We start from the raw sequence: 15,422 nt of genomic DNA, 5'->3' as shown, positions 1-15,422 counted from the left end.
AGGGAGGATTCACCCAAGTGGCTGTATTAATTAACGAACAAATTAGAGCATCCGAAGTAGTACTTACTGGACTTAGAGGTGAGAAGCTGGGGATTGTGTCCAGAGAAGAGGCGCTGGCCATGGCTCGTTCAGCAGGTGCTGATCTGGTATGCACCTCACTAATGAGCAGCCCACCGCCCTGCAGCCTAACTGCAAAGGGCAAAGCAAAAGCGGCCGCGCAGAAAGAAGCAGCCTCAGCACGCAAGGCTAGTGGTGGCTCAGCAGCAAAGGGCGGCAGCAAGGAGAAGGTCAAAGAGCTCCGCTTCACGGCTCATATTGAAGAGCATGACTACGATACGAAGCTCCGTCAGGCTGAGAAGCATCTCCGCTCCGGCAAGCCGGTGCAATTAGTCGTGAAGGCATCCGGCGCCAAAGAAGCGGCTGCCTCCAAGGCCGTATTGGAGCGACTAGTGACTGACTTGAAGGAAGTTGGAACGAAGGACACTGGCATCCAGACAGGTGGTAAAGGGTCACAGGTGAAATTAAATCCACGTTGAAGAGTGGCCTATTCGTTCCGATCATATAGAGCTAGTAAAAAGGCCATCCTCTGTGGGATGGCCTTTCACTTCATAGGCAATGTTCTTACTCACTCTTAAGCATTCACTTTAAACATGATTTCCCATTAATCCCCTCGGGCGATAGTTCATGCCGCCAGCATAAAGGTGGGAAACATCTCCTAGTCCAATACATCTAGGAACCGCAAAGTTCTCGCTGCGCTCTTCAAACAAGATCGTCGTTACCGAGCTTGGCGCTAACCAAAATACGGACCAAGCCAAAGCTAAAGGAATCTGTAATAAATGAGCTAGCCATGCGAGGCCAAAGCCACCATGGCATACTACTCCAATCTTCTTGGTAGAAGGCTCAAGGATCCGATACAGGCCATCTTCTCTTTTATAATGGTGTCGAAGTAAGAATTGATCTGACGCCGCTTGTAATTCGCTGAACCGCAATCTGTATTCCTCTTGCTTCAACCAATGATCTGTTTCATCAGACCATACTCTCTTTCCACTCGATAGTTCGCTAATATGTTCTCCGGGGCTATCCCAAATAGACGACAATTGTCCATCTAACATAATCTCTGTCCAATCCAGTTCACAAGTCCAAGGTTCTGTCTGAATTACAAGTCCCGTCTCTTTGGCCACATAACTGGCTGTTGTCTGCGCTCTACCCAGTGGTGAAGCATATAGTTCATCCAGACCGATAGATGCCATGCGTTTTCCTAGTGCTGCTGCTTCCTGATGCCCGAATTCTGTTAGACCATCTATGGAATAGTCCGGATCACCATGACGAATCAGAAATATTTGCATAATAATGCCCTGCTCCCCTCAAATCCAACCTTTTTCCTCTGCCAGTCGTACCGCCTCAATTCGACTTTTCACTTCCAGCTTATTGAGTATTTCTGAAATATAATTGCGAACAGTTCCATAAGAAAGATGTAGCGAAAAAGCGATCTCCGCCGCCGTTTGCCCTTCACCAGCCAGCTTTAAAATCTCTCGTTCCCGTGCTGTTAGTGGATTCTCTTCCCGCAGGCTACCAAAAACTAACTCGGGGGATACCTCCCGATGTCCAGCCATGACACGGCGAATAGATTCAGCCAGCTTATCTACAGGCTCGTCCTTCAACAAATATCCTTGTATACCAGCCTTCACTCCACGCTCGAAATAGCCCGGACGGGCAAAGGTAGTCAAGATGATAATTCGAGTCGGACAACCTTTACTCCGCAATATTTCTGCAACCTCCAGCCCGCTCTTGAACGGCATTTCAATGTCCATGAGACATACATCCGGCTGAAGCCTGTCGATTAAAGCTAACGCCTCAGCTCCATCACAAGCCTCTCCGACGACTTCGATATCATCCTCAAGATCCAGCAGGGATGCCATCGCTCCCCGAAGCAGACGTTGATCCTCCGCTATAACGATGGTTATCATGCACTCTCACCTCCTGTTGCTTCCTTAACGATTAGAGGGATCATAACGATCAGCGTAGTTCCCTGACCTTCTTCTGAGCTTAACGACAGAGAGCCATCAATCAGGGATAGACGTTCCGCCATCCCCTTCATACCATTTCCATCACTAAGCTCACCATTACATCTCTCACCGTTCTGGAGGCCAATTCCGTTATCTTTAACGGTAACTCGAACTTCTCCGGCGGTCTTTGCCACCCCGATGAAGCATTTATCCGCTCTACTATGCTTCACAATGTTAGTCACTGCTTCTTTGATACAGAGGCTGAGAATATTTTGCGTCAGATCGGATACTCCCTCTAGCGAGATGTCCCCTTCCACTTCCAAGGCAATCTCCGCCGTGCGCAGCATCTCCCCGGTTTCTGCCAGTTCTTCTGCTACTGAGATCGCACGCATTTCCGACACTAGCTCGCGCACCTGACGGAGCGCAGCCCGCGAAGTACGCTGAATTTCCCGCGCCTCCTCTTGGGCTCGCTCCGTATTTTTGGTCACCAGCTTCTCTACGAGTTGGCTTTTTAATGTAATCAAGGACAGCGTATGCCCAAGGGTATCATGCAAATCACGAGCGATTCTCATGCGTTCCTCACGCTTCACCAACTCTTTAATCACCTCATTAGCTTGATCTAGCTCTTTCTCCAGCTTCTGATGTTGATGCATGGATCTTACGCCGAATGGCATAATCAGCATAATAACGATAAACGGGACTAAGAACATAATACTAACCCATTCCAACTCACGGCCTACTAAGACCAGCACCGAAAGTACCATGACCACAAAAGAAGTAAATGCAATTTTAAACCCTTTATTCTCCGTATAATAAGCTATAAAATTCACGGTGAAAAAGCCCATATACAGATTAAAGGGCGTATAGAACAAGCTAAGCACCACGATGATCACCATTTGAGTCGTTAACCAAAAATTAAACACGCCACCCCGAACCCAATACAGCTGGCGATAGCTGATGGCAAACACCGCTATCATAATCCCACCTAGAATGAGCTTCACTCCAGTCTCCCCGCGCAAATTCAGGATGGGCAAAATCAGATATACAGCCCATACATAAGGGAAAAATCCCTGACTTCTCGGAAATAACTGGAACTGTCCACGCTCGGTCATTACTTTACACCGCTTCCTGTTTTTTTCGAATATAAACCGATAGTAACATAAAAACTACCAAATATCCGAGCAAAATCAAGACATTACTCCAATGCGGGGCTGAGCCACGTACAATCTCCCACGCCCCATTTCCATAGTTATAAGAAGGTAACCAATGACCAATCTTCTGCATTAAACGTGGTAAAATCTCAATTGGCATCCACATGCCCCCCGCTACAGCAAGCGCCATATAAATCACGTTACTGACTCCACTAGCCGTATCTACCCGTTTCATAGCACCCACAAGCGTACCAATCGCCAAAAATGGAAGGGAACCGATCAGGATCCAAAGCCCACTAAGCACCCATTGACCCGCAGATAAGGAGACACCATTGATTAAATATCCTGCGGCAAAAATACAAATGACCGAAAACAGATGCATCATCGTTTGCCCGAACATTTTTCCGAAGAAATAGACGGAACCCGGTAGCGGGGTAATCCGAATAAAGGTAGTCCAGCCTTGTGTTCGTTCTTGCACTAAACGGATGCCAAGCGTCATGATCGCAGAGCCCATTACACTAAAGGTTGCCATCGACATTAAGTAGTGAGCGCGCCAAGTCGGGTCATCATTACCTGTATTAACCACGCGGGTGAAGATGAAGTAGAACATAATGGGCATGAGCAATGACCAGAATACGTAATAAGGATTACGGATGATCCTCAGCATCTCGGCTTTACACTGTACAGTAATTAATCTCATCTTTAGATAGCCTCCTCTTGGTTCATGGTCAATTGTTCAAAAGCGTCATCCAAACGTCCCTGATCTATACGAACATCCTTCACGGGAAGTCCAGTAACAAAAATCGCTCGCAGCGCTTCATCTGTATCGTCTGTCGTCACATGAATTCGGCCTTCTTTTTCATAACAACCCTCAATAGCGGTTAGTTCCAGCAGGCTCCTGCGTAATTTTGATCGATCACCTATTGGCAAAAAGGACAGCGAACGCTTCACAATCCGCGATTTAATCTCATCTGGACTTCCGTCTGCAACTAAATGGCCTTTGCTAAACAATAGAATACGATCCGCAATATCTTCAGCTTCCTGTAAGTAATGTGTCGTGAACACAATCGTCTTGCCCTGCTCCGCAAGTCCCCGAACCGTATCCCAGAACCGCCGCCGGGAAGTAATATCAAGTCCAACCGTAGGTTCATCGAAGAAGATCAGCTCTGGATCACCAGCCAGGGCCAGCGCGAAGCCTAGACTACGCTTTTGACCGCCCGAGAGCTTCTCGGCGTATCTATTCAGATCCGCTGGCGCAAGCCCTGTAGCTTTAATTAGAAACTCCATATCCATCGGCTGTGGATAATAGCTACGGATCAGAGCGATGATCTCCCGAACTTTGAGCCGATCCATCACACTTACCTCTTGCAGCATCGCGCCGGTCTTTTCACGTACGATTTTATCTTTTGGATGTTGTCCAAATATTTTCACTGTACCTTCAGTGGGCTCTAATAGCCCCAATAACATTCCCAATGCCGTTGTTTTGCCTGCTCCGTTTGGTCCAAGAATAGCTGTAATCGAACCTTTGGCAATGTTGAAGCTGATATTATCTACTGCTTTCTTATCCTTATATAATTTGCTAACTCCATTCATCTCAATAACACTGTCCATTTCGTAACCCCTCCGATTCCGAATGCGTTTGATCTATTTCAATCATATGGAAAAAGGAGACCTGACATTAGTATGGACTGTCATTTCTTTAAGATGACAACTGTCACCTTCATGCCTCAGGGTACGAAAAAGAGGTTGCCCTACCCGTAGTTTTAACTACGAATAGGGCAACCTCTTTAATCGAAAATACTAGATTACCTCTTAAAGAATCCTTTTCCGAGAAGGAATTCCTTCATATGCATTCGCGCTGGCTGTGCCAACCGTTCTGCCATAATCACAGACCAAGGTGTATCCTTGGCACCATGAGTCCGCTCACGCATATAGTCTGAAGAGACTTCATCGTAAGTCTTGGCCTGCTCCACTGTCGTTTCGGCATTGTAGCGATTACGATGTAGAACAGCCTCTAATGGCAGACGCGGACGCAGGCTTGTGGCTCCATCAGGGTAGCCCACACACATTCCAAATATCGGGTAAACCAGCTCGGGCAGTCCAAGCAGCTCAGAAACCTCCGCAATCCGGTTACGGATTCCGCCGATATAAACAATTCCGAGCCCAAGCGATTCCGCAGCTACAGCAGCATTCTGAGCAGCAAGCGCAACATCAACGGTAGCTACAATAAGGTTCTCAGCAGAATCTTCATACGATGTCTCTCCCTGCAAATGAGGTTTTGTCACCTCACGCAACCGATACAGATCCGCGCACCAGACCAAGAAGACTGGGCATTGTTCTATATAAGCCTGATTACCCGATAATCCGGCAAGCTCTGCTTTTATAGCCGGGTCAGTCACTGCAATAACACTATAGGCTTGTACACTGCTGGAAGTCGAAGCCATTTGGCCTGCTTCAATAATAGCTGCAAGCTGCTCTTCACTTACTGGCTTATCCTGATACTTGCGGACAGATGCATGGTTCATTAATAGAGATATTGTCTCGTTGTTTTCTTGCACAGCGGCCACTCCTTACATAGTTAGGTTTCTCTTAAAGCTTTACCCGCTGCAAACGAAGTGCATTCAAGACGACGGACACAGAACTGAATGCCATCGCAGCTCCAGCTAGCCATGGAGCTAGAAATCCGAGTGCAGCAATCGGTATACCTATTGTATTGTATGCAAGTGCCCAGAACAAATTCTGCTTAATATTACTCATCGTTTTACGGCTCATCATAATGGCATCGGGTATGCTCTTCAGATCTCCCCGCATCAGTGTAATATCTGCAGCCTCCATTGCTACATCCGTCCCTGTACCAATCGCCATGCCCGTATCTGCAGTAGCCAGTGCAGGAGCATCATTGATGCCATCCCCAACCATAGCTACCTTTGTCCCATTCCGCTGCAGCTTACGAACTTCCTCCGCTTTGCCTTCTGGTAGAACCTCTGCTAACACTTTTCGAATACCTGCTTGCTTCGCAATAGCTTCTGCGGTGATTTTATTGTCACCTGTAATCATAATGACCTCTATGCCCATCGCATGAAGCGCAGCTACAGCTGCTTTTGAGGTTGGCTTAATCGTATCCGCCACAGCGACAATCCCGGCAATCTCATCGTCCACCGCTACAAGCATAGCTGTCTTTCCTGCCTCTTCCAGTCTCTTCATGACTGGGGTCCACTCTGTGATGTCCAATTGATGATCTTCCATCATACGCCGTGTACCCACCCTAACTTGTTGATCGGAGACAACAGCCATAATTCCCCGTCCAGGTACATTATCAAACTGTTCAGCGGTGGGTAAGATCAAATCTCTGTCAGCGGCTCCTGCAACGATAGCTTCCGCAAGCGGATGTTCTGATAATTTCTCGGCTGCCGCAGTTAAAGCTAATAGACGATTCTCTGCACTTTCTTTACCATAAGCGGCAATTCCAGTGGTAGTCACGATATCAGTCAGCATGGGCTTACCATTTGTAACCGTACCTGTCTTATCCAAAACAACGATCTTAATCCCTTGTGCGCCTTCTAAATGCTCACCACCCTTGAACAGAATACCAAGCTCCGCAGCGCGGCCTGATCCCGCCATAATGGAGGTCGGCGTTGCAAGACCTAACGCACATGGACAGGCGATTACGAGCACCGCAATGGCTTTTTCAAGGGCATCGGCAAATTGACCAGGTGCTGCCCAGAAGTACCAGACCAAGAAAGTGATCATCGCAATGCCTACAACAATCGGTACAAAAATACCTGAGATGACATCCGCGATCCGCTGGATCGGCGCTTTGGAGCCTTGGGCCTCCTCCACTACTCTAATGATTTGAGCGAGCGCAGTGTCTCTTCCTACTTTGTTGGCTTTGATTCTTAAGATCCCATTCTTATTTAATGTAGCACCGATAACAGTATCTCCAGGTTTTTTCTCTACAGGAATACTTTCTCCGGTCAACATAGACTCGTCCACAGAAGAGGAACCCTCTACTACCTCGCCATCCACCGGCACCTTTGTTCCAGGCTTCACCAATACAATATCGCCGGGAATCACTTCATCTGTCGAAATATTCATTTCTTTGCCATCGCGGATCACGAGAGCCGTCTTTGCCTGAAGCCCCATTAAGCTCTTAATGGCGTCAGAGGAACGTCCTTTGGCTAGCGCCTCGAACCATTTACCGACGAGGATGAGTGTGATGAGTACAGCACTCGTCTCATAATACATTGGGGCGGTATGATTCATTCCCTTCATACTTAATGAATCAATCGTCAGATAAAGACTGTAGAAATACGCTGCTGATGTCCCCAGTACGACCAACACATCCATATTGGCACTTCCGTTACGAAGTGCTTTATACGCGCCTACGTAGAACTGCCAACCGATGATAAACTGTACGGGGGTCGCCAGAACAAGCTGAAACCAAGGATTCATAAATAACTCCGGTGTTGGAATCCAGCTTGTGAATGAGAAATGACCTGCCATCGCCCATAACAATGGGAAAGAAAGAATAGCAGAAATGATCCACTTCCACTTCTTATGCTGAATTTCCTGTACACGACGATCCACATGATCCTTGCGGTCTTCTTTAAGAGTAGCTTTATATCCGATATTGCTTATCTTCTCCATGATTTCTCTTGGACTAATATTACCGGGAGTATATTCTACATGTGCCGTTTCCAGCGCTAAATTCACATTCACTGCTGCGATCCCCGGCGTACGACTCAACACTTTTTCGATCCGCGCCGAGCATGCAGCGCAGGTCATGCCTGATATATCAAAATCCGCGGTCTCTTTGACGGTATCATAACCAAGAGCGCGGATTTTATCTTCAATTTGTGGTAACCCTGATACAGAAGGATCGAATCCGACAGTGGCTTGTTCCAAGGCTAAATTTACATTTGCGCGAGAAACACCCTCCATCCGGGACAAACCTTTCTCAATTCGAGCTGCACAAGCAGAACAGGTCATGCCTGTAATCTGTACGGTCGCTTGCTGTTCATTGGGTGAAGCTGTTGTTTTTAACTTATCCATGATTCCAAAGCCTCCTCATACCCCTATAGAGTATGATAATTTCTATAAAAAGAAAAGGCATTGGAGCTTATGGCATTCCCATACAGCTCCAAGCCTTATTACTTTGCTTCAAATTAAACTACATCATACCCTTGCTCTTCAATAGCTTCTTTAATAGCTCCAAGGCTCACCTTGTTCTCATCATACTCAACGGAAACTTTTTTAGCAGCAAGATCAACTTTAGCAGTAGCTCCAAGATTACCTACAGCCTTCTCTACAGAGTTGACACAGTGACCACAAGACATTCCTTCAACGTTTAATGTAGCGTTCGACATTATTATTACCTCCAGTAAATGTTATGAAGCCATGCTCAAGGAGCATTAGCTTATTATTTCATTAATTTGTTAACCGTAATTAGCAGCTCATCGATAACCTCATGTTCACCGGCTTCGATTCGTTCAATAATACAACTCTTCATATGCCCTTCCAGCAGCATCTTACCAACACCGTTTAGTGCCGCTTGAACCGCTGCGAGCTGATTGAGCACATCGTCACAATAAGTATCCCGCTCTATCATACCCTTTATCCCGCGGATCTGGCCTTCAATCCGGTTGAGGCGAGTATTCAAACCATTTTTGAAATCTGTCGAATGATGACTCATTCGTTCTCCAGATGCTGAAGAATGACAGTCAGCTTCGCAGGATTTCTCAGTTTGTTCTTGCTTACTAGTAGACATAAGAATCAGCCTCCTTACCAATAATATAATATACCCCCGTAGGGTATGTCAAGAGGCGTTCTTTATTTCCTATCCCCAAATCCCATTTTTTCAAGCATAAACGCCTTCGGTGTCCTTATAAGGACGGTAAGCGTTTAAGCGAGAAATATAAGACATATAGTATTGTGTGAAACTTATACTTCTTATATTTGAAAAAAACTATTGCTACCCTATTCAAATTTGAATATAATAAATTTTGCTTCTAACCTATGAACATTTTTTGAACGGATTTATCACTATTAAAAAAAGGAGCCTGCGAAGCATGCATACTAAAGAAAGTAATCTTAAACTCGTAGTTATCGGCCTGCTGCTCGGTATTCTGATGTCCGCGATGGACAATACCATTGTAGCTTCAGCTATGGGAACCATTGTTTCCGACCTTGGCGGTCTGGACAAAATCGTATGGGTCACTTCGGCCTATATGGTCATGGTAATGGCTGGGACCCCTATCTTCGGCAAGCTCTCGGATATGTATGGACGTAAACGTTTCTTCATGTTCGGACTGATTGTATTCCTGATTGGCTCAGCACTGTGCGGTACTGCAACCAGTATTACACAGCTCAGTATTTACCGGGCTATTCAAGGGATCGGCGGCGGTGCACTAATGCCTATCGCCTTCACCATCGTTTTCGACATTTACCCTCCTGAAAAAAGAGGAAAGCTGACCGGCCTTTTCGGTGCCGTCTTCGGAATCTCTAGTGTACTCGGACCCTTATTGGGTGCATATATTACCGACTATGTAGGATGGCAATGGGTATTCTACATTAACCTGCCGCTCGGAATTATTGCACTGTTTCTGATCGCAACTTCTTACAAAGAATCGATTTCTCACGCTAAACAGCGCATCGACTGGGGCGGAGCCTTCACTCTTGTCGGCGCCATTATCTGCCTAATGTTTGCGCTAGAACTGGGAGGCAATCAATACGCTTGGGATTCTAGTGTCATCCTTGGCTTATTCGCCGGCTTTGCTGTACTCTTGCTGGCATTCATCCTCATTGAGAGAGTGGCGGCTGAACCTGTTATCTCGTTCGCGATGTTCAGTAAACGGTTGTTTGCAACAAGTAGTGTGACAGCCTTGTTCTATGGCTCTGCCTTTATCGTAGCCACCATCTACATTCCTATCTTTGTACAGGGCGTATTTGGCGGCTCCGCTACGAACTCTGGACTGATCCTCATGCCGATGATGATCGGTACCGTCGTAGGCAGTCAGACCGGTGGGCTACTGACCACCAAAACCAGCTTCCGCAACATTATGATTCTATCCGCAGTCTGCTTTGTCGCAGGTATCTACAGTCTAAGCACTTTGTCGCCAGATACCTCCCGTCTCATGCTTAATGTATTCATGGCCTTAACTGGGTTCGGCGTGGGCTTTTCCTTCTCCGTGCTAAGCATGGCAGCTATCCATAACTTCGATATGCGCCAACGCGGTTCAGCAACTTCAACAAGTACCTTTATGCGCTCGCTTGGGATGACGCTGGGGATTACGATCTTCGGTATTATTCAGCGTAACAACTTCACTAGCAGCATTAGCGAAGCTTTTGGCGGAAGTGAGCAGTCAGCAGCCTTCGGCGATCCACGGGCAGCCCTGACACCTGAAGCAAGAGCCAAGATTCCACCTGAAATTTTAGAGAAAATATCTAGTGCACTGTCCTCTTCAATCGCACATACCTTTATGTGGGCCATGATTCCTGCCGTCCTTGGTTTAGTCTTTGTGCTGCTTATGCCAAAAGACCGCCTCACCATTCCGAGTAAAACTGCTCAGGCGTCCGAGGGTAAAAGGTAACGATTATGTCGATGAAATTGGCTATTCTCGGACTATTGCTTGAAAGAAACATGCATCCCTATGAAATTACACTAGTCATGAAAGAGCGCTCCATGGACCGGATTACAAAGCTCCAGCTTGGGTCTCTCTACTATGCTGTCGATAAACTTGCACAAGATGGTTATATCGAAGCTTTAGAAGTGATTAGCAGCAGTGATCGCCCAGACAAAACCATTTACGGTATTACTGAGCAAGGTAAAAATTTATTCGAGCAGTTAATTCTACAGCAAATTAAAAAGAACGAGCCCTTCTATCATCCGATGTATATGGCTCTAGCCATGTCCCGTCATGTTGATCAAAACAAGGTGGAGAAGCTGCTTGAAGAACGTATTCGGGAAACCGAACATCAGGTGAATCTGGCTTATCAGGTATATGAAGAACATATTCCTATTGTTCCTCGTTCCGCCCTTCATCTCATGTACGGCACCTATGAACACACCCTTATTGAACTAAAATGGCTACAACGTCTCTATGATGATGTTGTAGCACGCAAGTTGAATGACATTGGAACACCACTTAATACAGAGTAGAGTCCTTAGGACCTCTACTCTTTTTTTAACTTTTTCAGAGACAATAAATACCATACTAGAATCTAAGCGTGTACACTATGTACGTGTACGCAATCATATTTTCCTAGGAGGAATCACAATGTTGAGAACGCTGCCTTTAAACAAGCGCGGTATACCAGCCAGCCGTATTGCTCTAGGTTGTATGGGATTTGGTGGGGGCTGGGATCATGAACCGATTACCGCCGAGAATGTTAAGCAAGGACATGCAGCCGTCGACGCAGCACTATCTATTGGTATCAATATGTTTGATCACGCAGATATTTATACCCGTGGTAAAGCCGAGAAGGTATTCGGTCAAATCTTTAAAGAACGCCCAGGACTCCGCGAAGAAATCATTATTCAATCGAAGTGCGGTATTAAGCTAATGGAGCCCGGAGACAGCTCTAATGTCTTTGACTTCTCAAGCCAGCATATTCTAAGCAGTGTAGAAGGAATATTGTCGCGACTAGGAACAGAATATATTGATATTCTGCTGCTCCATCGGCCTGACCCCCTAATGGATCCGGATGAAGTAGCTTCTGCTTTGCATCAATTAAAGGCAACAGGTAAAGTTCGTCATTTCGGCGTCTCCAATATGAGCGCAGCGCAGATCAAAATGCTGCAAGCCTATTGCGAGGAACCCTTTATCGTAAACCAGCTACACATGAGCCTAGCCAAGCTCAGCTGGGTCGATGCTGGAATCAGTGTAAACCGTGAACCTTGGAAGGATATTACCTTTCCCGAAGGAACCCTTGAACATTGTCGAATGGAGAACATTCAGCTTCAAGCTTGGGGCCCACTCGCACAAGGCTTATTTAGCGGACGTTCATTAGAGGATCAACCAGAGAATATCGTCCAGACAGCTGCCATGGTTAAACAACTTGCAGATGAAAAAGGAACAACACCCGAAGCCATAGTGCTATCCTGGCTAATGACACATCCGGCAGCTATTCAGCCTGTGATTGGGACTGTGAATCCGCAGCGCATCGCTGCCTGCGCCGATGCGGACAAGCTGGAGCTTACTCGAAAAGAATGGTATGACCTATATGTTAGTTCACGTGGTACTCGTCTTCCCTAACTGAGCCCACAATTAAACTCGCAAGAATTCTTAATAGCCTAATCGTGCCTCTCGCATGATTAGGCTATTTTTAATACATTCCTCTCCTATGTATCGTTCTCTATTGCGAATAAAAATAGATATCAAGCGATAAAACGAGATAAATAGAGATAAATTAACGTTTTTGTTCTTTATAGAGCACAAACGAGACTTATTGACAGTTTTCTTTTCAATTTATTCCATGTATTATTCATTACAGAAGTTGTTCTCAATAAAGAACAACAATAACGAACCAAAGAAACTCAAGACATTGAGGGGAGGTATTCCTCTGAGACCCAGATCAGCAAAAAGAAGACCTAAACGAAAGAAGCAAATCGGATTACGTGTTCTGCAATCAGGAATGGCTGTCTCCGTCTTGTTTCTGACTACCTCGCAGCAAGTGGGTAGTACCTATGGTGGTTTTGGAGCTACTACGCAAACCACTAGCACAATTAGCTTTTGCGAAGTATTTCCAAACTCGATCAAGGGGCTTCTAACAGAACTCAAAGATCATATCGAAAGAGCTACTGCTTTAAAAGGATCGCTTCAAAGCTATACCCCTTCAGGCAGTCTCTCAGACGTTTCGGGAATAGAAGGCATGACGCTGGATGAGCTTGATGTCGCAGCGCAAGAGATTTCCTCGCAAATCTCCGCGCTTCAATCTCAAATCGATGGCGTGAATGAGCAACTGGCCACCAACAGCCAAATTTGGAACGAAATCAATGGAGAGCTGAACGCAGCAGCAGCCGTCCTATTCCAGATTGGAGGATATATGACCTCTCTAGATTCAAACTGTCTAGAAATCAAGGATGAACAATTCTTCAGAGAGCTGCAAAGCAGCCTGAATCAAAGCGGTGTAATCTCTGAATCCCTGAATGCTTCCTTAAAGGGAGTCATCCAATATCTAAACTCCATACACGACATCGGGCTTCCATTTGCTTCGGTAGTGACCAGTGATGTATATGGACAACCCGAGTTACGCAACGAGGCGTTTCAGCAGCCGTTACCTTTCCTGATTCCTTTTAGTCAGCCGGCCGGCAATATCTCTAGCGAACTTACCTCCACTTATGAAAATCTCAATACTGAAATGAATGATCTTAAAGAATCGGCTACTTCAGGAATCAGCAATCTTCAGAGTCAGCTCCAATTGATCAGTCAAACCCGTGAACAACAGTTGGAAGCACTTGAGAAAGCCCGACTAGAGGCGCTGGAACAAACGAAGAAAGAAGAAGAACGTTTGGCACTGGAGAAAAAAGAAAAGCAAGAAGCTGAGGACAAAGCGAAAGCTGAAGCTGAGGAGAAAGCAAAAACGGAAGTGACTCCACCGAAAGGTGAAGCTACTCCAGAGAACATAAATAAAGAACAGCCTGAAGCCCCAGCCACTAACCCGGTCGTTCCGGAAATTGGTGAAGAGCTAACGATTCCAAAAGATGTACCACAGCAAGCGGTTCCTCAGGAGGCGCCAAAAGCGGAAGATACAACCACTTCCCCACCGGTAGCAACACCAGCCCCTTCGGACCCTCAACAAGTTAAAGGTGGCGAATAATATGCGGATTAAAAAAATGATCAACAATACATTATCGAGCATCATGCTTGTGATATTCATTCTGCTGGTGGTAGCCGTAGTTTTATCAAAGGCCTCCGGCGGTGAACCTGCCTTCTTCGGATACCAGATCAAATCGGTACTCTCAGGTTCGATGGAACCAGGGATTCAAACCGGATCGATTGTCGCTTTAAAACCCGGAGGAGATATGAATCGCTTCAAAAAAGGCGATGTGATCACCTTTAGAAATGAAGAAAACCTGCTCATTACTCACCGTGTTGTAGAAGCAACAATGAATAACGCTACCGGTGAAGCCATGTATCGCACGAAAGGTGATAACAATGATGCACCTGATATGAACCCTACCAGTTCCACGAATGTTGTAGCTGAGTATACCGGGGTCACCGTACCTTACGTAGGTTACGCTATGAATTTCGCAGTTTCCAAAGCTGGAAGTGTTGTGCTCATGATTGTACCAGGCTTGATGCTCCTGCTCTATGCCCTGTATTCATCATGGAAGGCTGTAGCTGCACTCGAAAAGAAAAATGCTGCTATGCTTCCTACCTCTCCACCTCCAACTGAAATACAGTAATCCGTTGATTGTCCGCTTCCGCTTACGAACCGGAAGTTACAATATATAACTTTTATAAAAAAACCACAAAAACCGAGGAGGAATTTTAATTATGGGTATCAAGAAAACATTGGGTCTTGGCGTAGCATCAGCAGCACTGGGTTTATCATTGATTGGTGGCGGAACCTTCGCTTACTTTAGTGACACTGCACAAAGCACTGCTACATTTGCTGCAGGTACACTCGATTTGAACTCCGATCCATCGGTTATCGTTGATTTGAAGGATCTGAAGCCAGGTGATACTATCAAAAGAGACTTCAAACTGAAAAATGACGGTACACTTGATATCGGCTCTATCCTCCTTAAAACAACTACCTCCATTAATGATGTGGGCGGTAACAACGGCGCTAACGATTTAGCTAAATTCATTAAAGTTAAATTCCTGGTGAATAAAGATAAAAGCGGTGTTATTGTTCCGGAGGTTGTAGTATGGGAAACTACATTGGCTGATTTGAAATCTCAAACTCCGGATCTAGTAAAAAACACTGGACTTGACGCAATCTGGGGTGAAGCAAACGGTATCAAAGCCGGCACAAATGATGGCTTCACCGTTCAATTCGAATTTGTTGATAACGGTGAAGAGCAAAACTACTTCCAAAAAGATTCGTTGACACTGACTTGGGATTTCACAGCTAAGCAAACTGCTGGAGTCGCTAGATAATCTAATAAGTCTTCCATTCGAAGAGCAGCAGATTCTTATTCCGGAAAGCGGATAAGTAGATGCTGCTTTTCTCTTTACAATAAACTTTGTCGAATTTAATGATATTTGCTATACTAATAACAAAAATTACGGAGGGGCGTCAGCATAGTGCCACAAAA

Annotated in this window: 16 protein-coding genes; 7 read left to right on the top strand and 9 right to left on the bottom strand. The window is 45.8% G+C overall.

Annotated elements, in window-relative coordinates; all coding sequences use genetic code 11:
* Positions 1-17: 17 nt before the first annotated feature.
* Positions 18-536, top strand: coding sequence for a translation initiation factor IF-3 (infC, locus tag NYE25_RS22970; RefSeq protein ID WP_042184315.1), 519 nt, complete (start codon positions 18-20; stop codon positions 534-536).
* A gap of 108 nt (positions 537-644) precedes the next feature.
* On the opposite strand, the gene NYE25_RS22965 is transcribed toward infC, so the two are convergent.
* The 9 genes from NYE25_RS22965 to NYE25_RS22925 all read right to left on the bottom strand — a co-directional run bounded on the left by NYE25_RS22965 (position 645) and on the right by NYE25_RS22925 (position 8,849).
* Positions 645-1,346: a histidine phosphatase family protein gene (locus NYE25_RS22965; protein ID WP_042184312.1), complete on the bottom strand. Its 702-nt coding sequence runs from the start codon at positions 1,344-1,346 to the stop codon at positions 645-647.
* 18 nt (positions 1,347-1,364) lie between these two features.
* Complete coding sequence (locus NYE25_RS22960) at positions 1,365-1,967, bottom strand: response regulator transcription factor (RefSeq protein ID WP_042184310.1); 603 nt, start codon at positions 1,965-1,967, stop codon at positions 1,365-1,367.
* Positions 1,964-3,118 (bottom strand): sensor histidine kinase, encoded by a 1,155-nt coding sequence (locus NYE25_RS22955; protein WP_341146910.1) that lies wholly within the window; start codon positions 3,116-3,118, stop codon positions 1,964-1,966. The genes NYE25_RS22960 and NYE25_RS22955 overlap by 4 nt, the downstream gene beginning before the upstream one ends.
* A 4-nt stretch (positions 3,119-3,122) precedes the next feature.
* Positions 3,123-3,857: an ABC transporter permease gene (locus NYE25_RS22950; RefSeq protein ID WP_042184306.1), complete on the bottom strand. Its 735-nt coding sequence runs from the start codon at positions 3,855-3,857 to the stop codon at positions 3,123-3,125.
* A gap of 2 nt (positions 3,858-3,859) precedes the next feature.
* Positions 3,860-4,768: an ABC transporter ATP-binding protein gene (locus NYE25_RS22945; RefSeq protein ID WP_076285144.1), complete on the bottom strand. Its 909-nt coding sequence runs from the start codon at positions 4,766-4,768 to the stop codon at positions 3,860-3,862.
* 194 nt (positions 4,769-4,962) lie between these two features.
* Positions 4,963-5,715, bottom strand: coding sequence for an oxygen-insensitive NADPH nitroreductase (gene nfsA, locus NYE25_RS22940; RefSeq protein WP_341146909.1), 753 nt, complete (start codon positions 5,713-5,715; stop codon positions 4,963-4,965).
* Positions 5,716-5,746: 31 nt separating this feature from the next.
* Positions 5,747-8,209 carry a heavy metal translocating P-type ATPase gene (locus NYE25_RS22935; protein WP_341146908.1) on the bottom strand — a complete coding sequence of 821 codons (2,463 nt, stop codon included), beginning with the start codon at positions 8,207-8,209 and terminating at the stop codon, positions 5,747-5,749.
* A gap of 113 nt (positions 8,210-8,322) precedes the next feature.
* Entirely contained in the window at positions 8,323-8,523 is a 201-nt protein-coding gene (gene copZ / locus NYE25_RS22930) for a copper chaperone CopZ (protein ID WP_042184300.1), read from the bottom strand.
* Between the two features lie 53 nt (positions 8,524-8,576).
* Positions 8,577-8,849: a metal-sensitive transcriptional regulator gene (locus NYE25_RS22925; RefSeq protein WP_231573462.1), complete on the bottom strand. Its 273-nt coding sequence runs from the start codon at positions 8,847-8,849 to the stop codon at positions 8,577-8,579.
* Positions 8,850-9,225: 376 nt separating this feature from the next.
* Between NYE25_RS22925 and NYE25_RS22920 the strand changes: the two genes are divergently transcribed.
* The 6 genes from NYE25_RS22920 to NYE25_RS22895 all read left to right on the top strand — a co-directional run bounded on the left by NYE25_RS22920 (position 9,226) and on the right by NYE25_RS22895 (position 15,264).
* Positions 9,226-10,746, top strand: coding sequence for an MDR family MFS transporter (locus NYE25_RS22920; protein WP_341050680.1), 1,521 nt, complete (start codon positions 9,226-9,228; stop codon positions 10,744-10,746).
* A 5-nt stretch (positions 10,747-10,751) separates the two neighbouring features.
* Positions 10,752-11,315 carry a PadR family transcriptional regulator gene (locus tag NYE25_RS22915; RefSeq protein WP_042184294.1) on the top strand — a complete coding sequence of 188 codons (564 nt, stop codon included), beginning with the start codon at positions 10,752-10,754 and terminating at the stop codon, positions 11,313-11,315.
* A 118-nt stretch (positions 11,316-11,433) separates the two neighbouring features.
* Positions 11,434-12,411, top strand: a complete 978-nt coding sequence (locus tag NYE25_RS22910) for an aldo/keto reductase (RefSeq protein WP_341146907.1) — start codon at positions 11,434-11,436, stop codon at positions 12,409-12,411.
* Between the two features lie 289 nt (positions 12,412-12,700).
* Entirely contained in the window at positions 12,701-13,975 is a 1,275-nt protein-coding gene (locus NYE25_RS22905) for a hypothetical protein (RefSeq protein WP_341146906.1), read from the top strand.
* A gap of 1 nt (position 13,976) precedes the next feature.
* Entirely contained in the window at positions 13,977-14,564 is a 588-nt protein-coding gene (gene sipW / locus NYE25_RS22900) for a signal peptidase I SipW (protein ID WP_341146905.1), read from the top strand.
* 91 nt (positions 14,565-14,655) lie between these two features.
* A complete protein-coding gene (locus NYE25_RS22895; protein ID WP_341146904.1) occupies positions 14,656-15,264 on the top strand; it encodes a TasA family protein in 609 nt (202 codons plus the stop codon).
* Positions 15,265-15,422: the final 158 nt, after the last annotated feature.

Origin of the sequence: Paenibacillus sp. FSL E2-8871 (genome assembly GCF_038000345.1) — a bacterium.
GTDB lineage: Bacteria > Bacillota > Bacilli > Paenibacillales > Paenibacillaceae > Paenibacillus_AQ.
Note: the sequence above shows the minus strand (reverse complement) of the source record. Positions and strands in the feature narration are given on the sequence as shown.